General features: G+C 51.2%; 15 protein-coding genes. 2 read left to right on the top strand and 13 right to left on the bottom strand.

Translation table 11 applies throughout. From position 1 onward, the window contains the following. Positions 1-6: 6 nt before the first annotated feature. The 4 genes from tpiA to ftsH form a co-directional block, all read right to left on the bottom strand. Positions 7-753, bottom strand: coding sequence for a triose-phosphate isomerase (gene tpiA / locus AC4GL5_RS08390; RefSeq protein ID WP_490382328.1), 747 nt, complete (start codon positions 751-753; stop codon positions 7-9). An 87-nt stretch (positions 754-840) separates the two neighbouring features. Then, positions 841-2187: a phosphoglucosamine mutase gene (glmM, locus tag AC4GL5_RS08385; RefSeq protein ID WP_490382327.1), complete on the bottom strand. Its 1347-nt coding sequence runs from the start codon at positions 2185-2187 to the stop codon at positions 841-843. A 2-nt stretch (positions 2188-2189) separates the two neighbouring features. Continuing rightward, on the bottom strand, positions 2190-3041 hold the full coding sequence (gene folP / locus AC4GL5_RS08380) for a dihydropteroate synthase (RefSeq protein WP_490382326.1): 852 nt from the start codon (positions 3039-3041) through the stop codon (positions 2190-2192). Positions 3042-3122: 81 nt separating this feature from the next. After that, a complete protein-coding gene (gene ftsH, locus AC4GL5_RS08375) occupies positions 3123-5159 on the bottom strand; it encodes an ATP-dependent zinc metalloprotease FtsH (protein ID WP_490382325.1) in 2037 nt (678 codons plus the stop codon). A gap of 343 nt (positions 5160-5502) precedes the next feature. Here ftsH and yhbY point away from each other — a divergent pair, with 343 nt between their 5' ends. After that, positions 5503-5826, top strand: a complete 324-nt coding sequence (gene yhbY / locus AC4GL5_RS08370) for a ribosome assembly RNA-binding protein YhbY (RefSeq protein WP_490382324.1) — start codon at positions 5503-5505, stop codon at positions 5824-5826. Positions 5827-5926: 100 nt separating this feature from the next. Here yhbY and greA read toward each other — a convergent pair whose 3' ends face one another. The 8 genes from greA to grpE form a co-directional block, all read right to left on the bottom strand. Beyond that, positions 5927-6403, bottom strand: coding sequence for a transcription elongation factor GreA (gene greA / locus AC4GL5_RS08365; RefSeq protein WP_490382363.1), 477 nt, complete (start codon positions 6401-6403; stop codon positions 5927-5929). A 2-nt stretch (positions 6404-6405) separates the two neighbouring features. Then, positions 6406-9630 carry a carbamoyl-phosphate synthase large subunit gene (gene carB / locus AC4GL5_RS08360; protein ID WP_490382323.1) on the bottom strand — a complete coding sequence of 1075 codons (3225 nt, stop codon included), beginning with the start codon at positions 9628-9630 and terminating at the stop codon, positions 6406-6408. 78 nt (positions 9631-9708) lie between these two features. Beyond that, positions 9709-10854 (bottom strand): glutamine-hydrolyzing carbamoyl-phosphate synthase small subunit, encoded by a 1146-nt coding sequence (carA, locus tag AC4GL5_RS08355; protein WP_490382322.1) that lies wholly within the window; start codon positions 10852-10854, stop codon positions 9709-9711. Positions 10855-11128: 274 nt separating this feature from the next. Beyond that, positions 11129-11932: a 4-hydroxy-tetrahydrodipicolinate reductase gene (dapB, locus tag AC4GL5_RS08350; protein ID WP_490382321.1), complete on the bottom strand. Its 804-nt coding sequence runs from the start codon at positions 11930-11932 to the stop codon at positions 11129-11131. Between the two features lie 111 nt (positions 11933-12043). Then, complete coding sequence (gene cysE, locus AC4GL5_RS08345) at positions 12044-12847, bottom strand: serine O-acetyltransferase (protein WP_490382320.1); 804 nt, start codon at positions 12845-12847, stop codon at positions 12044-12046. 172 nt (positions 12848-13019) lie between these two features. After that, positions 13020-14165 carry a molecular chaperone DnaJ gene (gene dnaJ / locus AC4GL5_RS08340; protein WP_490382319.1) on the bottom strand — a complete coding sequence of 382 codons (1146 nt, stop codon included), beginning with the start codon at positions 14163-14165 and terminating at the stop codon, positions 13020-13022. A 106-nt stretch (positions 14166-14271) separates the two neighbouring features. Further along, on the bottom strand, positions 14272-16203 hold the full coding sequence (gene dnaK / locus AC4GL5_RS08335) for a molecular chaperone DnaK (RefSeq protein ID WP_490382318.1): 1932 nt from the start codon (positions 16201-16203) through the stop codon (positions 14272-14274). A gap of 149 nt (positions 16204-16352) precedes the next feature. Beyond that, on the bottom strand, positions 16353-16946 hold the full coding sequence (gene grpE / locus AC4GL5_RS08330; RefSeq protein WP_490382317.1) for a nucleotide exchange factor GrpE: 594 nt from the start codon (positions 16944-16946) through the stop codon (positions 16353-16355). Positions 16947-17289: 343 nt separating this feature from the next. Here grpE and recN point away from each other — a divergent pair, with 343 nt between their 5' ends. Continuing rightward, positions 17290-18975 (top strand): DNA repair protein RecN, encoded by a 1686-nt coding sequence (gene recN / locus AC4GL5_RS08325; RefSeq protein WP_490382316.1) that lies wholly within the window; start codon positions 17290-17292, stop codon positions 18973-18975. A 54-nt stretch (positions 18976-19029) separates the two neighbouring features. On the opposite strand, the gene AC4GL5_RS08320 is transcribed toward recN, so the two are convergent. Further along, positions 19030-19587 (bottom strand): rhodanese-like domain-containing protein, encoded by a 558-nt coding sequence (locus AC4GL5_RS08320; protein WP_490382315.1) that lies wholly within the window; start codon positions 19585-19587, stop codon positions 19030-19032. Positions 19588-19742 lie beyond the last annotated feature (155 nt).

Here is a 19742-nt window from a genome sequence, read left to right as displayed (position 1 = left end):
CTATGCTTAACTTGCCGCGCGGCAAATTGAAATAAATTCGTCTACATCCAATGATGCACCACCAACCAGGCCACCATCGATATCAGGACAGGCAAAAAGCTCAGCAGCATTTGCCGCCTTCACACTCCCACCATACAGAATGCGCATTGCATCAGCATGCTCCGGACTTATAACTGCCAGAGCTTCACGGATAGCCTTGTGAACGTCCTGAGCCTGATCATTGCTTGCGGTTTTACCGGTACCGATTGCCCAAACAGGCTCATAGGCGATAACCAGTTTCGCCCAGTCAGAAAGAGCTATCTTCTCAACAACAGCTTTTACCTGACCCAGAACCACGTCAAGAGTGCGGCCAGATTCTCTTTCTTCAAGAGTTTCACCCACACAAAGAACTGCCGTCAGCCCCACCCCAATTGCCGCTTTTGTTTTATCGGCTATTAAAGCGTCTGTTTCACCATACATGGCTCGACGCTCTGAATGACCAACAAGAACATGAGTCAACTGCATCTCAGCCAGCATACTTGCCGAGATTTCTCCCGTGTACGCACCGGAAAAAGCCTCGTGGCAGTTTTGGGCACCAATCTGCAGAAACTCCCCTGCCAAACGGGTTGCTTCATTGAGAAACAACGCTGGCGGACAAACCAGAATTTCTGCTTGAGCCTCTTTAGCTTCTTCAGCTAAGGCAGGAACCAGAGAATTTAAAAGCTCAATGGAGCCATTCATCTTCCAGTTACCAGCGACAATTTTTTTACGCATAACAATTCCTGTATTTCAGGGCGCAAAATATTACTTCATGCCAACCCGACTGACAAGGTGAAGCCACGTTATCTGGTGACTTCTTACTCATCCTCTAACTTCCTGAGCAATTATCGCTGCCAGATCTTTTGCCAGGGCAGCAACCTCGGCCTCATCTTCCCCTTCTGTCATAACCCGAATCAGCGGCTCCGTCCCGGACGGGCGCAATAGCAGGCGGCCACGCCCCTGAAGAGCAGACTCGACCTCTGAAATTTTAGCTCTGACAGCCTCAGCCTGCTGAATCTCAGCCGCTGAAGCACTACCCAGACGAACATTAATCAACACCTGTGGCAGCTTTTTCAAGGGTGCTAACAGTGCTTCCAGACTCTTTCCACTTCGGGCCACGGCAGCCATCACCTGAAGCGCTGAAACAATGCCATCTCCGGTCGTCTGAACGTGCTGACAGACCAGATGCCCTGAGTTTTCACCACCGACACGCCAACCATTAGCTTTAAGTTCAGCCATCACATAGCGATCACCGACTTTGGCCCGTGAAAAAGGAATCTCAAGCTCCGCAAATGCTTTTTCCAGCCCGAAGTTACTCATCAACGTACCGACCACCCCTCCGCACAGCGTGCCCTGAGAATGCATATCCGTTGCTATGATATAAAGCAGATCATCGCCATCCAGTAGGCGACCTTCTTTATCCACCATGGCAACACGATCGCCATCACCATCAAAGGCGATACCCAGATCAGCCTGATGCTCAACAACAGCAGCCTGCAAAGCAGCTGGAGATGTCGACCCAACTTCTTTATTGATATTCAGACCATCAGGCTTATCGCCAATGGAGATAACCTCTGCACCCAGCTCAGTAAATACAGATGGCGCAATATGGTAAGTCGCACCATGGGCACAATCGAGAACAATTTTCAAACCATTCAGATCGTACTCATTTGGGAAGGTGCTTTTACAAAACTCGATATAACGACCCGCAGCATCATCAATGCGCTTAGCTTTGCCCAGCTTATCCGGACCAACCGTCACCATAGGCTCATCAAGCATCGCTTCAATAGCCGCTTCGATATCATCCGGCAGCTTAGTGCCCTGTGAGGAGAAGAATTTGATGCCATTATCTTCAAAAGAGTTATGGGAAGCACTGATCACAATACCTGCCTGGGCATGGAAAGTACGTGTCAGGTAAGCAATACCAGGGGTCGGCATAGGCCCCAACAGATAAACATCAACGCCTGCAGCCGACAAGCCCGCTTCAAGTGCCGACTCAAACATATAGCCTGAAATCCGCGTATCTTTACCGATCAGAATCTTGTTGTGCCCCTTTTGATTGAACACCTTTCCGGCTGCCCAACCCAGCTTCAGCATAAATTCAGCGGTTACAGCACCTTCGCCAACACGCCCACGGATGCCATCAGTACCAAAATACTTTCGACTCATTATTATTCTGCCCCCTGCACTGCCTGGTAAACCTTCAGCGCATCAATTGTCTCTTCCACATCATGGACCCGCAAAATCCACGCTCCCTGCTGAGCACAGATCAGAGCGCTGGCAACACTTGCCGTAATACGATCAGCGGGAATCTCTTTACCCGTAATAGCCCCCAGCATACTTTTCCGGGAGGTTCCGGTCAGCAAGGGGTAACCCATTGCTGATATATCACTTAAGTGTTTGATCAGACTGCAATTATGCTCAACACTCTTGCCAAAACCATAACCGGGATCAAGAATGATCTGACCTTTTCCTATACCGGCATCGAGGCAGGCATCAATACGTTGCTGCAGATAGCCCGTGACCTCTTTCAGCAGATTTCCGTAAGAGGGATCATCCTGCATTGTTTGTGGTTGCCCCTGCATATGCATCAGACAAACCGGCAACCCTGTAGCTGCAGCGGCCTGCAAGGCTCCCTCTTTCTCCAGGGCGCGCACATCGTTAATCAATCCGGCCCCCGCTTTAGCTGACTCACTAATAACTTCCGCGGTACTGGTATCCACTGATACCAGTGCATCAAACTCTTTTACCAACGCTTCAACAACGGGAACCACACGATCTAACTCTTCAGCCTCAGGCACAACGGCGGCGCCCGGCCGGGTAGACTCACCACCAACATCGATAAGAGTTGCTCCCGCTTTGATCATACTCTCGGCATGTCGCAGAGCATCATCAAGAGCGTTATGGCGACCACCATCAGAAAATGAATCAGGCGTTACATTGAGAATGCCCATTACCTGAACAGTATTCAGATCAAGGGTGTGATGAGCAAAAGAAAAAGGGCGTGATTCAAGGTTCGACATCAAGCTTTCCCGCTTTAAAATCGAACACTTTAAATCACGCCCTTCGCATTAAGCAAGTGATTAAGAAGTAATCACTTAGCTCTAATCTTTCGGCTTATCACTATCAGAATCGGCATCTTTTCCAGAATCGGAAACTGCCCCCTTCTCTCCATCTGACTCAGAAAGATTTTCTATTGAGACGTCACTCTTAGACTGATCGCCATCAGTCTCTGGACGAATCGGAGACACATTCGATGGCTCCACAACCTCAGCCTTAGATTCAGCGGCAGCATGCCCTTTCTCAACCCAACCTTCAGGGGCCTCAGGCTCACGGCCTTCCATAATGGCATCAATCTGCTTCACGTCGATGGTTTCATACTTCATCAAGGCTTCAGCCATCATATCAAGCTTATCGCGGTTATCCGTCAACAGCTTGTAGGCACGCTCGTAGCATTCATCAATCACGCTACGAACTTCCTTATCCAGCTTGCTGGAGATCTCTGCAGAAGAGAACTTACCAGGACCGGCGCCACCCGGACCACCCAGGAACTGATGCGACTCATCTTCGTTATACATCAGTGGGCCAAGCTCACGGGACAACCCCCACTTAGTCACCATGCTATGAGCAATCTCAGTAGCACGCTTGATATCGTTAGCTGCACCTGTGGTAACGCCGTCAAAGCCCAACGTCATCTCTTCAGCAATACGGCCACCGTAGAGACTGCAAATCTGACTCAGCAAACCAGTACGACTTTGACTGTAACGGTCTTCTTCCGGAAGGAACATGGTCACACCCAAGGCACGGCCACGAGGAATAATACTCACTTTATAGACCGGATCATGCTCAGGAACCAAGCGCCCTACAATGGCATGCCCCGCCTCATGATAGGCCGTGTTCAGCTTCTCTTTCTCCGACATCACCATGGTCTTACGCTCAGTACCCATGATGATCTTGTCTTTTGCCAGATCAAATTCGTTCATGCGAACCAGACGACTGTCACTACGCGCAGCAAAAAGAGCGGCTTCGTTTACGAGGTTCGCCAGATCCGCGCCAGAGAAACCCGGAGTACCACGGGCGATAATCGCCGGATCGACATCATCTGCGATCGGCACTTTACGCATGTGTACTTTCAGAATCTGCTCACGGCCACGGATATCAGGCAGACCAACGGTTACCTGACGGTCAAAACGCCCCGGACGCAGCAGAGCAGCATCCAGTACATCCGGACGGTTTGTCGCAGCGATAACGATAATACCTTCGTTACCTTCAAAACCATCCATCTCAACCAGCAACTGGTTCAGAGTCTGTTCACGCTCATCATGACCACCACCCATGCCGGAGCCACGCTGACGGCCTACCGCATCGATCTCATCGATAAAGATGATGCAAGGCGCCTGCTTCTTAGCCTGTTCAAACATGTCACGGACACGGGACGCTCCCACACCCACAAACATCTCAACAAAGTCAGAGCCGGAAATGGTAAAGAACGGCACCTTGGCTTCACCGGCAATCGCTTTCGCCAGCATGGTCTTACCAGTACCCGGCTGACCCACCATCAGTACGCCGCGGGGAATCTTACCGCCCAGACGCTGGAATTTGCCCGGATCACGCAGGAAATCCACCAGCTCTTTTACTTCTTCCTTCGCTTCATCAACACCCGCCACATCAGCAAACGTCGTTTTGATCTGATCCTGAGGAAGCAGTCGCGCTTTGGACTTACCAAAGCTCATGGGGCCTTTGCCGCCACCGCCGCCGCCCTGCATCTGACGCATAAAGAAGAAGAAAATCGCAAGGATAATCAGGATAGGGAAACTGGCCACTAACAAGCGGGACCAGACACTTTGCTGCTCAGGCTGACGACCTTCTACGGTAACCTGGTGTTTAATCAGGTCATCCATCAGTTTAGGATCCTGAACCGACGGACGAATCGTCTCAAAACGACTACCATCGATGCGCTCACCGGAAATCACATAACCGTCGACCACAATTTTGCGCACCTGATCACGCTGCACCTCTTCAATGAAGTCGGTGTAGTTCATGCGCAGTGGAGAGGAATCAACACTGAAATTATTAAAAACTGTTAATAAAACTGCAGCGATAATCAGCCACAGAATTAAATTTTTTGCCATATCGTTCAAGGGCTCACCCTCTGTTTGATCGCTTTGATTGCCTGCATTTCAGGATCCTTAATAGACAATACTATACTCTAATCGGTTCAACCATCCGACCAGGGTTTAGCCTTTAAATCCTTATTCGAGAAGATAAACTTCTCCGGATCTTGCCCGTGAGGCATCCGGTGTTTGTGTCATCACGGTTTTAAACTGGTTTCTGAACTCTTTCAATCAACCTGCCGGAAATTTTGATCCCGTCACCAAATTTCCTGTAAACAAACGTCGGTCAGAGATTACCATCCGCCCTGCACTTAGCTACAATGTGGGTTTTACCCAAGCCAAATTCAAGGCAAGCACTTCTGGAAGTTTTATGTCCCTGACATCTGCAGTTAAAAAACAGTACCGTTCTATCGCCCATCATCTGGATCCTGTGGTGATCGTTTCTGAAAACGGTCTGAGCGACGGACTTCTGGCCGAAGTAGACCGCGCACTGAACGATCACGAACTAATCAAGGTTCGCATCAGCGTTGCAGACCGCGAAAGCAAAGTGTTGCTGATCGAAGAGATCCGCAAAGAAACAGGTTCAGAGCTGGTTCAGACCATTGGCAAAATAGCTGTTCTTTTCCGCAAAGCCAAAGAGCAGAACAGCAAGTTGTCTAATCTCGTTCGTTACGAGCACTACCTGAACCGCTAAGGCTGACAATGAACTGAATCGCTGATAAGCAGCAGATCAGTTCATCCGGGTAAGTTCTACGGTAAAAATCAAATAAGGGGGCAAAAGCCCCCTTATTTTTTTAGATGTGGTGTACTTCTGAGATCTCGTACTCCACCTCGCCGCCTGGGGTTACCACAACAACGACATCACCTTCTTCTTTGCCGATCAGCGCACGTGCGATAGGCGAATTCACCGAGATTTTTCCGGCTTTAATATCCGCCTCATCGTCACCCACGATCTGGTAGCGCACTTCAGCTTCAGTATCCAGGTTATACAGATCAACCGTGGTACCAAAGATCACCTTGCCACTTTTCGGAATCGTGGTGATATCAATCACCTGAGCGGTGGACAGCTTGCCCTCCAGCTCCTGAATACGGCCTTCAATAAAGCCCTGCTGCTCACGAGCCGCATGATATTCAGCATTCTCTTTCAGATCACCATGCTCACGGGCTTCAGCAATAGCTTCAATAACACGCGGGCGCTGAACACTTTTCAGATCGTCCAGCTCTGCGCGCAGGCGCTGTTCGCCCTCGACCGTCATTGGAAAACGATTGATGCTCATGCATTAACTCCTGAATGAATGTCCTGCAGACGACGTACATTGATCTCATCGCCATACTCCAGAGCCATGCAGACAGCCTTAGCAGCCGCCAGAGTCGTAGTATAAGCAACCTTATGCTGCAAAGCGGAGCGACGGATTGTAGAAGAGTCAGCAATCGCTTTACGGCCTTCAGTAGTATTCAGCACGTAGGCGATCTCGTCATTCTTAATCATATCAACCAGATGTGGTCGACCTTCATTCACCTTGTTAACAACTTCAACCGGAATGTTCGCATCTTCCAGAACCTTAGCCGTACCGCGAGTCGCCAGCAGCTCAAAGCCCAGTTTCTGCAGAGAACGGGCGACATCAACAACGGACAGTTTGTCAGCCTCACGAACACTCAGAATGGCGCGACCGCCATTTCGCGGCATATGCTCACCGGCACCTTGCTGCGCTTTCAGGAAGGCTTCCGCGAAGGTTTCACCGGTACCCATCACTTCACCGGTCGACTTCATCTCAGGACTGAGAATCGGATCCACACCCTGGAACTTGTTGAACGGGAATACCGCTTCTTTTACGTTGTACAACGTTGGTACGATCTCTTTGGTGAAGCCCTGCTCCTCCAGAGAGATACCGGTCATGCAGCGCGCCGCCACTTTGGCCAGAGAGGTACCGATACACTTGGACACGAAAGGAACCGTACGGGATGCACGAGGATTCACCTCGATCACGTAGATTTCACCATCCTGCCACGCCAGCTGAACGTTCATCAGGCCAACAACACCCAGCTCCAGCGCCATACGCTTAACCTGATCGCGCATCAGATCCTGTACGTCAGATGGCAGGCTGTACGGAGGCAGAGAACACGCCGAGTCACCGGAGTGAACGCCCGCCTGCTCGATGTGCTGCATGATGCTGCCGATAACCACCTGCTTACCGTCAGATACCGCATCGATATCGATCTCGATCGCTGCGTTCAGGAAGTGATCCAGCAGAACCGGGCTGTCGTTAGACACTTTAACCGCAGTATTCATGTAGCGGTTAAGCTCTTCATCGCTGTATACGATTTCCATCGCGCGACCACCCAGAACGTAGGATGGACGTACCACCAGCGGATAACCGATCTTCTGAGCCAGCAGCAGCGCTTCATCCAGGCTACGAGCCGTCGCATTAGGTGGCTGCTTCAGTTCCAGACGCTCAATCATCTTCTGGAAACGCTCACGGTCTTCTGCACGGTCAATCGCATCAGGCGTCGTACCAATGATAGGTACACCAGCGGCTTCCAGCTCTCGGGCCAGTTTCAGTGGCGTCTGGCCACCAAACTGCACGATCACACCTTTTGGCTGCTCTTTATCTACAATTTCCAGCACATCTTCCAGCGTGATCGGCTCGAAGAACAGACGATCAGACGTGTCGTAGTCGGTAGAAACAGTCTCCGGGTTACAGTTAACCATGATGGTTTCGTAACCATCTTCACGGGCAGCCAGTGCTGCGTGTACACAGCAGTAGTCGAACTCGATACCCTGACCGATACGGTTAGGGCCGCCACCGATAACCATGATCTTCTCACGGTCGCTTGGATCAGCCTCGCACTCCTCTTCATAAGTGGAGTACATGTAAGCAGTATCAGAGGCAAATTCTGCCGCACAGGTATCAACGCGCTTATAAACCGGGCGAACACCCAGTTTCTGACGCAGCTTACGGAACTCTTTCTCAGATACATCCAGCAGATCCGCCAAACGTGCATCGGAGAAACCTTTGCGTTTCAGACGGTAGATTACATCTTCAGTCAGCTCAGCCATGCCCATTTTGGCAACACGCTGCTCATCTTTGATGAGGTCTTCGATCTGCACCAGGAACCAGGGATCAACACCGGTAATGGCGTACAGTTCTTCAACACTCATGCCCAGACGGAAAGCGTCACCGATGTACCAGATACGGTCCGCACCCGGGTTCTGCAGTTCGCCTTTCAGCTTGTCCAGATGATCTTCAGCTGACATATCCAGAATAGGATCGAAGCCGGTAGCACCAACTTCCAGACCACGCAGGGCTTTCTGCATCGATTCCTGTAGCGTACGGCCAATCGCCATCACCTCACCAACAGACTTCATCTGAGTGGTCAGACGGTCATTGGCCTGCGGGAATTTCTCGAAGGTGAAACGAGGAATCTTAGTAACCACGTAGTCGATAGACGGCTCGAAAGACGCCGGAGTACGACCACCGGTGATATCATTCTGCAGCTCATCTAGGGTGTAACCCACCGCCAGTTTGGCTGCGATCTTAGCGATCGGGAAACCAGTTGCTTTGGATGCCAGCGCCGAAGAACGGGATACACGCGGGTTCATCTCGATCACAACCATACGGCCGGTCTTAGGATCCATACCGAACTGCACGTTGGAACCACCGGTTTCTACGCCGATTTCACGCAGTACCGCCAGGGAGGCGTCACGCATGATCTGATATTCTTTGTCGGTCAGAGTCTGCGCCGGTGCAACAGTGATAGAGTCACCGGTGTGAACACCCATGGCATCGAAGTTTTCGATAGCACACACGATGATGCAGTTGTCGTTTTTGTCACGAACAACTTCCATCTCGTACTCTTTCCAGCCGATCAGAGATTCGTCGATCAGCAGCTCGTTGGTTGGCGACAGGTCCAGACCACGGGTACAGATCTCTTCAAACTCTTCTTTGTTGTACGCGATACCACCACCGGTACCACCCATGGTGAAAGAAGGACGGATAATGCACGGGAAACCCAGACGGGACTGCACATCCCAGGCTTCTTCCATGGTGTGTGCAATTTCAGCACGCGGGCATTCCAGACCGATGTTTTTCATCGCCTGATCGAAACGCTCACGGTTTTCCGCTTTGTCGATGGTGTCAGCGTTAGCGCCGATCATCTCAACGCCAAACTCTGCCAGAACACCGTGTTTTTCCAGATCCAGTGCACAGTTCAGTGCGGTCTGACCACCCATCGTCGGCAGCACTGCGTCCGGACGCTCTTTCTCGATGATCTTAGCAACAGTCTGCCAGGTAATTGGCTCGATGTAGGTCGCATCAGCCATCGCCGGATCAGTCATGATGGTGGCTGGGTTAGAGTTCACCAGAATGACGCGATAACCCTCTTCGCGCAGGGCTTTACAAGCCTGTGCGCCGGAATAGTCAAACTCGCAGGCCTGACCAATAATGATAGGGCCTGCGCCCAGAATCAGAATACTTTCTATGTCGGTACGTTTTGGCATGGTCGCTCACACACTAAAAATTCGGTTGGTATCAGTTCAGTATCGCTGACCCGGCTCACCGGGTCGTATCAGATACTGTTAACCGCGCTTTTCTACGTAGGCCTTAATGTTGTCGATAAAACGATCAAACAAAGGTGCTACATCGCGAGGGCCTGGGCTGGCTTCAGGGTGTCCCTGGAAGCTGAACGCTTTCTTGTCGGTACGTTCAATACCCTGCAGAGAACCGTCAAACAGTGATTTGTGTGTTGCTCGCAGGTTAGTTGGCAACGCATCTTCTTTCACCGCAAAACCGTGGTTCTGGCTGGTGATCATGACCGTTTTGTCGTCCAGACTCTGCACCGGATGGTTAGCACCGTGGTGACCGAACTTCATTTTTTCCGTTTGCGCACCACTGGCCAGAGCCAACAGCTGGTGACCCAGACAGATACCAAATACAGGAATATCAGTTTCCAGAATCTCTTTGATCGCCGTGATCGCGTAATCACATGGCTCCGGATCACCCGGGCCGTTCGACAGGAAAACACCATCCGGATTCAGAGCCAGAATTTCACTCGCAGGGGTCTGAGCCGGAACAACCGTCAGCTGGCAACCGCGTTCAACCAACATGCGCAGAATGTTGTACTTCACACCATAATCATAAGCCACAACATGATAAGGCAGCTCGCTGTCATCACGATGGATATACCCTTTACCCAGTTCCCAGCTTGACTGGTTCCAGCGGTATGACTGACGGGTAGTCACTTCTTTGGCCAGATCCATGCCTTTCAGGCCAGGGAAAGCGTTAGCCGCTTCCAGTGCCTGCTGTTCAGAGATATCGCTGCCGGCAACAATCGCGCCACGCAGAGAACCTTTCTCACGCAAAATACGGGTCAGACGGCGGGTATCAATATCAGCGATCGCAACAATGCCGTTTTCTTTCAGATAGTCATCAAGTGATTTCTGATTACGGAAGCTGCTGGCCAGAAGAGGCAGGTCACGAATAATAAGACCGGAAGCACACACGCTGTCGGATTCGACGTCTTCGCTGTTGGTGCCGGTATTACCGATATGGGGATAAGTGAGGGTAACAATCTGTTTGGTATAGGATGGATCTGTCAGGATTTCCTGATATCCGGTCATTGAGGTGTTAAATACCACCTCACCGCTGGTGATGCCATCATTACCAATGGCCACACCCTGAAATACACTGCCGTCTTCAAGGGCCAATATGGCTGGTCTGTTCAAGTCAACCTCCTCCCGTCACGCGATTCTGATCTGATAAGCTCTGCTCTGTAGGGGTTATTTCTGCAAAAAACCCCGACCTACAGCTGCAAAAAAGCGAGATGAAACATAGTTCCATCCCGCTTTTTTATAATTTGGTGTGATTTGGCCCTTAGGCTGGCCAGTAATCCGCCGTATTCTAGGCAATTTAGCCCGCTGCGTCCATGACTTCCTTTGCCTAATTTCAGACAAAGTCTGAAAGCATCGGGCTTACAGCCAGTTAGTTACGCTTCAAACTTTACTTCAGGTTTAGCACATCCTGCATATCAAACAGACCGGTTTCTTTATCTGCCAACCAGTTACAGGCACGTACGGCACCTTTAGCAAAGGTCATACGGCTGGATGCTTTGTGGGTAATCTCTACGCGCTCGCCTTCCGTCGCGAACAGAACCGTATGATCACCGACCACATCACCGGCACGGATGGTTTCAAAACCGATCTCTTTCTGAGTGCGCGGGCCAATCTGACCTTCACGACCATAAACGGCACATTCTTTCAGATCGCGACCTAAGGCATCAGCGACCGCCTCACCCATGCGCAGCGCCGTACCGGACGGAGAATCAACCTTGTGACGATGGTGCGCTTCGATGATCTCAACATCGTAGTCATCACCCAGCACACTGGCAGCCATCTCCAGCAATTTCAGGGTCACATTCACACCAACACTCATGTTCGGCGCAAACATAATAGCTACTTTATCCGCAAAGGATTCCAGCTCGGCTTTCTCTTCGTCGTTCAGACCTGTGGTACCGATCACGATCTTTTTGCCATGTTCGGCACAGAACGCCAGATTGGACAGGGTGACCTGAGGCGCTGTGAAATCGATCAGCACATCAAAGTCATCTTTCGCGTCTTCCAGAGAACCGACAACCGCCACACCCAGCTTACCAACGCCTGCCATTTCACCGGCATCAACACCAATCAGACTGCTGTCCGGCTCTACAATGGCAGCACCCAGCTGAACGCCTTCTGCCTGAGTGACCGCTTCAATATTGGTTTTGCCCATGCGGCCGGCTGCACCGATTACAGCTACTTTGATCATCTTGCTTTCCTTTATTCTTTCTTAACGACGCAGTGCGCCTGACAGGGTTCTGTAGCACAGAAAGCCAACATCCAAAGCTTTCTGATGAGAATTCGGATCAGCGACCAGCGCTTAACTCTTTGATTCCGAGATCTGCTGATTCATATCCAGCGCCGGTTTTTCACAGCCCGAGCTGCCGACAATCTTGGCAGGGACCCCTACGGCAGTCATATGCGGCGGCACATCATTCAACACCACGGAGCCACCCCCAATACGGGCACCGGCACCGATCTCGATATTGCCGAAAATCTTAGCACCGGCTGCAATCAGCACGCCTTCACGGATTTTCGGGTGACGGTCACCGCTCTCTTTACCGGTTCCGCCCAGGGTGACGTTCTGCAGAATAGAAACATCATCTTCAATCACACAGGTTTCACCGATCACAATACCGGTCGCATGATCGAACATCACGCCCCGACCAATCTTGGCCGCTGGGTGAATATCAACCTGAAACACCTGACTGATACGGCTTTGCAGATAGAGCGCCATGGAGCGACGACCATGGCACCACATGCAGTGCGCCACACGATAGGCCTGTAGGGCATGAAAGCCTTTCAGATAGAGCAGCACTGTTGAAAGCTGCGTAATCGCGGGATCACGTTCACGAACGGCAACAATATCCTGACAGGTGGAACGGATAATCTGACACTCACTGGTGAACGCCTCTTCGATCAGTTCACGCAGACTGACCGCTGGCATCACATCATCTGCCAGTTTAACCGCCAGCAGATAGGACAGGGCGCTGGCAAAGTCGTTGTGACCGATAATGGTGCTGTGAAAATAACTCGCCAGAAAAGGTTCACGCTCCGCTTCCAGACGCGCTTCCTCTTGAATCTCGCGCCACAGAGCCTGTGAATCCAGTTGAACAGGTGCCATAACTCACCTCAAATCAGATATCCCGTCAGGGGAAGTAAAACGCTGATGGACCATCACCAAGCCAAAAACGGTTTAATGATTCAGAAATAAAAACAGGAAGCGGCCCAACAAGTGGTAACAGATGGCTATCGCTTAACGGGCATCGCTTCCTGCTGAAGGCTGATTCTAACGCTTAGCTCTTGAAGTCTTCAAAGAACTTTTTCACCGAATCAAACCAGCTATTGGTTTTGGGTGAATGGCGGCCTTCGGTATCTTCCATACTGCCCTGAAATTCCTTCAGCAGCTCTTTTTGGCGATCGGTCAGATTCACCGGCGTTTCCACCAGAACCTTACACATCAGATCGCCCTGAGCACCACCGCGAACCGGCTTAACGCCCTTACCGCGCAGACGGAACATCTTACCGGTCTGAGTTTCCGCAGGGATCTTCAGGTTTACACGGCCATCCAGCGTCGGCACTTCCAGCTCACCGCCTAAAGCCGCATCAACAAAGGATACCGGCACCTCGCAGTACAGATCACGACCATCACGCTCAAAAATCGCATGCTGACGCACACTGACCTGAACATAGAGATCGCCCGCCGGACCACCATTAGCACCCGCTTCGCCCTCACCGGACAGGCGGATACGATCACCGGTATCAACACCCGGCGGAATCTTAACGGACAGGGTTTTCTGTTCCTGAACACGACCATCGCCATGGCACTTACGGCATGGGTTTTTAATCTGCGTACCTCGACCGTGACAGGTTGGGCAGGTCTGCTGCACTGAGAAGAAGCCCTGCTGCATACGTACCTGACCGTGACCACCACAGGTGGAACAGGTGACAGGCGCAGAGTTATCTGCAGAGCCGGTTCCGTCACAGGAATCACACTCAACCAACGTCGGCACTTTAATGCTGACCGTGGTGCCATGTACCGCTTCTTCCAGATTCAGATCCAGACGATAACGCAGGTCGGAACCACGCTGCGGTGCATTCGGATCATGCTGACGACCACCGCCGCCACCAAAGATATCGCCGAATACATCGCCAAAAATATCACCGAAACCACCGGCACCGCCGCCGAAGCCGCCACCACCGTAGCCGGCCTGACCATCAACACCCGCATGACCATACTGGTCGTAGGCCGCACGCTTATCTGCGCTGGTCAGTACATCGTAAGCCTCGGTTGCTTCACGGAATTTTTCCGCTGCTTCTTCATCATCCGGGTTACGGTCCGGGTGGTATTTCATCGCCAGACGACGATAAGCCTTTTTAATAGCCTTCTCATCATCGCTCTTGGAAACACCCAGAACTTCGTAATAATCACGCTTTGACATTGCTAGCTAACCATAGGTTATGAAAGAGGGAAGGGTCTGAAAAAGGTTCGGATACAAGAACGCGGGAGAGTCTCCCGCGTTCCTGCATTCCTTAGCTTAAGGCGACTTATTTTTTGTCGTCTTTCACTTCTTCAAACTCAGCATCTACCACGTCGTCTGCTTTAGCAGAACCCTGTGCATCTGCCTGCTGGCTACCTTCACCCTGCTGTGCTTCAGCAGCTTGCTCGGCGTACAGTTTCTGCGCCAGCTCACCGGATGCTTCAGTCAGAGCGTTAGTCTTAGCTTTGATCTCTTCTGCGTCATCGCCTTTCAGCGCTTCTTCCAGATCTTTGATCGCCGCTTCGATCTTCTCTTTTTCTTCAGCAGTGGCTTTGTCGCCCGCTTCTTCCAGAGTTTTCTTGGTAGCGTGCAGCATGGTGTCACCCTGGTTACGGGTTTGTACCAGCTCTTCGAACTTCTTATCCGCTTCAGCGTTAGCTTCTGCGTCCTGAACCATCTGCTCTACCTCATCATCCGACAGACCGGAAGATGCTTTAATCACGATGGATTGCTCTTTACCGGTCGCCTTGTCTTTCGCGCTTACGTTCAGAATACCGTTCGCGTCGATGTCGAAGGTTACTTCGATCTGTGGTACACCGCGTGGAGCCGGTGGGATATCAGCCAGATCGAAACGGCCCAGAGATTTGTTCTGAGTCGCCTGCTTACGCTCACCCTGAACCACGTGAATAGTTACCGCAGTCTGATTGTCGTCAGCGGTTGAGAACACCTGAGATTTCTTAGTCGGAATCGTGGTGTTCTTATCGATAACCGGAGTCGCAACGCCACCCATAGTTTCGATACCCAGAGTCAGAGGGGTTACGTCCAGCAGCAGAACGTCTTTAACGTCACCGGCCAGTACACCACCCTGAATAGACGCACCGATGGCTACCGCTTCGTCAGGGTTAACATCTTTACGTGGCTCTTTACCGAAGAACTCAGCAACTTTCGCCTGAACCTGAGGCATACGGGTCTGACCGCCCACCAGGATTACGTCGTCGATCTCAGACGTGGACAGGCCAGCATCTTTCAGAGCGATTTCACATGGCGCAAGAGAGCGCTGTACCAGATCCTCAACCAGAGACTCCAGCTTCGCACGGGTCAGTTTTACGTTCAGGTGCTTAGGACCGGTCGCGTCTGCAGTGATGTACGGCAGGTTAACGTCAGTCTGCTGGCTGCTGGACAGTTCGATCTTCGCTTTCTCACCGGCTTCTTTCAGACGCTGCAGTGCCAGAGGATCGTTGTGCAGATCGATACCGGACTCTTTCTTGAACTCGTCTGCCAGATAGTTGATGACTGCCAGGTCGAAATCCTCACCACCCAGGAAGGTGTCACCGTTAGTCGCCAGTACTTCGAACTGGTGCTCGCCGTCTACCTCAGCGATTTCGATGATAGAGATATCGAAAGTACCACCACCCAGATCGTATACCGCTACAGTGCGGTCACCACGGGCTTTGTCCATACCGTATGCCAGTGCAGCAGCGGTTGGTTCGTTGATGATACGTTTTACGTCCAGACCTGCGATCTTGCCGGCGTCTTTAGTCGCCTGACGCTGAGAGTCGTTGAAGTATGCAGGAACAGTAATGACCGCTTCAGTCACTTCTTCACCCAGGTAGTCTTCTGCAGTTTTCTTCATTTTCTTCAGAACTTCTGCAGAGATCTGTGGTGGCGCTTTCTTGTCGCCTTTTACTTCAACCCAAGCGTCACCGTTGTCCGCTTTAACGATGGAGTAAGGCACCATTTTGATGTCTTTCTGTACAACATCGTCTTCAAACCGACGACCAATCAGACGCTTAACAGCGAACAGAGTGTTGTTCGGGTTAGTCACAGCCTGACGTTTAGCCGACTGACCAACCAGAATCTCGTTATCCTCAGTAAATGCGATAATCGATGGAGTGGTGCGATCGCCTTCAGCGTTCTCGATCACCTTAGCTTTTTCACCATCCATTACAGCAACACAAGAGTTGGTTGTACCTAAGTCAATACCAATAATACGGCCCATAATCTTCTCCGATCTTTCAATCTAATTCTGTAGACTTAGCGGCTTTAGCTGCGCTTTTCGCCACTTTTCTTTGCATTTAACTGCTATATGCGGCCTTTACATTTTCTTTCAAGGCCTGCCATTTAATTTTTTTGCAGATTTATAAAGCGCTATGCAGCCTTAGAAACCATTACCATTGCCGGGCGAACCAGGCGACCATTCAGCAGGTAACCTTTCTGCATAACTGCAATCACGGTATTCGGCTCTACTTCCGGATTAGGCACCATAGACATCGCTTCATGGAACTGCGGATCAAACGGCTCGCCCTGCGGGTTCAGCTGCTCAACATTGAATTTACCCAAGGTGCTGACAAACATACTCAGGGTCATTTCAACACCTTCGCGCAAGGCTTCCGGTGTTTCATTCTGATCAAAGGCTTCGACGGCACGCTCAAGACTGTCCAATACCGGCAGCAGCTCTTTAGTGAACTTCTCCAACGCAAACTTGTGCGCTTTCTCCACATCCTGCTCTGCTCGACGGCGGGCATTCTGAGCATCCGCATGAGCACGCAATACCTGATCTTTAGCCTGTGCCAGCTGCTCCTCAAGGGCAGCTACTTCGCTGGCAGCAGCATCAGACTCTGCGGCGTCATCTACCAGATCACCTTCAACAAGATTCTCCTGAGCAGCCTGCGCTTCTTCGGCGGTCTGCTGAGCCTGATCCAGCTCTTCCTGTGCGGTCTTTTTCTGCTCTTCAGTAGTCATTGCGTCTGTATCTCTCGCTTCAGATCTGTTATCACCAATTGCTTGGCTATATTGGGTTAGCCGCTTTTTTTTCAACCCTTTTTCAGGGCTAATTCCCTATAAACGGTGTTTTTGATTAAAAAAAGCGACTAAAGCGGGTTCCGCTACGCCTCAAGCAGCATGAATACGGCTACTCAGGTGATTCACAGCATTTGCCCCTTGCCGTAAAAATACTGTATAAATAGCCATGTTCGTTTTAGCGACCACAATTGCTAAGACAATATTTTCTCAAGCAACGCCTGAACAGCGAGACCTGAAACGTCTTTTTATTACCGGCAGAAACGACCGGCGCGAGGATGCATTGATGCTGACCTATTTAGCGATCACCAATCTGGCTATTGTTGAACATCTTGAACTGGATCTTCCTCCCGGTATGACCGTGATCACCGGTGAAACCGGTGCTGGCAAATCGATTCTGCTGGATGCTCTGGGTCTGGCCCTTGGGGATCGTGCTGATGCTGACAGCGTACGGCACAGTGCCGCCAAAGCAGAGATTCATGCACACTTTGATATCACCGCCCTTACTCAGGCAAAACACTGGCTTGAGAATCAGGAACTGACCGATGATGACCATGAATGCGAGTGCGTACTCCGCCGGGTAATCCATGCCAATGGTCGCTCCAAAGCCTGGATCAACGGCCAGCCCTGCTCCGCCCAACAGCTGAAACAGCTGGGTAGCCACCTGATTGATATCCATGGACAGCACGAACACCAATCTCTGCTGCGAAAGGAAACCCATCTGGTACTGCTGGATGAATTTGGTCATCTGACATCGGAAGTCGATAAGCAGCGCCTCATCTACAAAGAGTGGCAGCAGGTTCGTAAACAGCTGGAACAACTGAAAACCCAGGACAGCGAACAGCAGGCACGCCTTGAGCTGTTGCGCTATCAGGTGGAAGAACTGGAACAACTGGGTCTACAGGAAGGCGAGCTGCAGGAACTGGAAAATGAACAGCAGGAACTGGCGAATGCCGAAACCCTGATATCTGAAGGTCAGGCGACTTTGGATCTTTGCGATGGCGATGATGGCGGAGCCCGCCAGGCACTGAACCACGCCTGCCAGCGACTCAGTCAGATTCCCTCTCAGGACCCGCGCCTTGGGGATATCGGCCAGATGCTGAACGACGCCCTGATTCAGGTGGAAGAAGCCTCCCGGGAACTCAGCTTCTTTATAGAACGCTGTGAACTTGACCCGGAACGCCTGCAGTTTGTCGAAGAACGTCTTTCTGCTATTTACCAGCTTGCCCGGAAACACCACATCACGCCGGAAGAGCTGTACAGCCACAGCCTTGCCCTGCGTGATGAACTGGACAATATCGAAAGCGGCCCACAAAACATCGACCAGCTGGCAGAACAGCTGGATACCCTGACCACCCAATACCGTGAACATGCCGCAAAACTGAATCAGAAGCGCCATCGCTTTGGTCAGAAACTGAACAAGAGCATCAATGAACAGCTGGCTCAGCTAGGCATGAGCAACGCCCGTTTTGAGGTCGCAATTAAGAACAGTGAAAGCTTCCAGCCCACCGGCACCGATGATGTGGAATTTCTGATCAGTACCAACCCCGGCCAGCCAGCTAAGCCGATGATCAAGATCGCATCCGGTGGTGAACTGTCGCGAATCAGTCTCGCCATTCAGGTGGTCACCGCCCAGACATCGACCATCCCGACACTGGTCTTTGATGAGGTGGATGTCGGTATCAGTGGCGGCACTGCCGAGATTGTCGGCAAACTACTGCATAATCTGGCGAAGAAAGGTCAGATTCTGTCCGTGACTCACTTGCCTCAGGTCGCGGCACAAGGCGACCAACACCTGCATATCAGCAAGCACAGCACCAAAGACACCACAAAGTCTCAAATGAACTGGCTGGCGGATCCGGACAGAACCACAGAGCTGGCCCGAATGCTCGGCGGTGTCGATCTGACCGAACAAACATTGGCTCACGCTGCTGAGATGCTGGCAATAAGCAAAGAGAAAGCGCAGGCCTGACGGCTGTCGACACGACGCTTTCTAATGATTACCTTAGAAGCCCATCCGATAGCCTCAGCGATCGATACGATAGATTTTATCCGGATTAGGCTTGCTGCCCCACGGCAAGCCTGAGTTCTGCCAGCCGTTCTTAATCCGCATCCCCTTGTGCTCACCGTCTTTCAGTGAACCGCCCTGAAAACCGTTCACCACGTAGTGAGCATTTTTAAACCCCATCTCCCGTAGATATGCGGCACTAGGCAGGCCGCGCTCACTGCCGGAACGACACATAGTAATCACCGTTGCATTCTTATCCAACCCGCGAGTCTGTAACGCCTGTTCTACCTGGGCAGCAAAATCCGGATTACGGTACAAACGGAAACGTTTCTTCTGCTCATCCCACTGTGACCGATCCACCATCAGGTAAGGAATATTCAGATCCACCTCATCGGTAAAACCGACAAACATGATTTCGACCGGATCACGCACATCGATCAACAGAACCGGGGCACTCACATCCTTATTCATCTCATAGGCCTGAACAGGCGTCAGTCCTAATTCAGACGCCTGCAACCCACCCGAAAATACCAATGATGACGAAACGACAGCCAGAGCTGCCAGTATGTTTTTCATACTCAACCTCTTGTAGCGCGCCGCACCCAGTAGCAGGTGCGACAAAATGACTAAGCGGAAAGCTTGCGATTTCGATTCAAGCTTCCATAATCTAAATCTATTAAAACAAATTCTTATAAAGATATAACTAAATAAAATATAAACGTCAACGGAGG

Source organism: Oceanospirillum sp. (assembly GCF_982874595.1).
The sequence above is the reverse complement of the archived record's forward strand: the minus strand, read 5'-3'. Positions and strand labels throughout refer to the sequence as shown.

Excerpts from the sequence above, each read along its gene's own strand:
- tpiA (WP_490382328.1), bottom strand. The coding sequence starts at position 753 with ATGCGTAAAAAAATTGTCGCTGGTAACTGGAAGATGAATGGCTCCATT.
- glmM (WP_490382327.1), bottom strand. The coding sequence starts at position 2,187 with ATGAGTCGAAAGTATTTTGGTACTGATGGCATCCGTGGGCGTGTTGGC.
- folP (WP_490382326.1), bottom strand. The coding sequence starts at position 3,041 with ATGTCGAACCTTGAATCACGCCCTTTTTCTTTTGCTCATCACACCCTT.
- yhbY (WP_490382324.1), top strand. The coding sequence starts at position 5,503 with ATGTCCCTGACATCTGCAGTTAAAAAACAGTACCGTTCTATCGCCCAT.
- carB (WP_490382323.1), bottom strand. The coding sequence starts at position 9,630 with ATGCCAAAACGTACCGACATAGAAAGTATTCTGATTCTGGGCGCAGGC.
- dapB (WP_490382321.1), bottom strand. The coding sequence starts at position 11,932 with ATGATCAAAGTAGCTGTAATCGGTGCAGCCGGCCGCATGGGCAAAACC.
- cysE (WP_490382320.1), bottom strand. The coding sequence starts at position 12,847 with ATGGCACCTGTTCAACTGGATTCACAGGCTCTGTGGCGCGAGATTCAA.
- dnaJ (WP_490382319.1), bottom strand. The coding sequence starts at position 14,165 with ATGTCAAAGCGTGATTATTACGAAGTTCTGGGTGTTTCCAAGAGCGAT.
- dnaK (WP_490382318.1), bottom strand. The coding sequence starts at position 16,203 with ATGGGCCGTATTATTGGTATTGACTTAGGTACAACCAACTCTTGTGTT.
- grpE (WP_490382317.1), bottom strand. The coding sequence starts at position 16,946 with ATGACTACTGAAGAGCAGAAAAAGACCGCACAGGAAGAGCTGGATCAG.
- recN (WP_490382316.1), top strand. The coding sequence starts at position 17,290 with ATGCTGACCTATTTAGCGATCACCAATCTGGCTATTGTTGAACATCTT.
- AC4GL5_RS08320 (WP_490382315.1), bottom strand. The coding sequence starts at position 19,587 with ATGAAAAACATACTGGCAGCTCTGGCTGTCGTTTCGTCATCATTGGTA.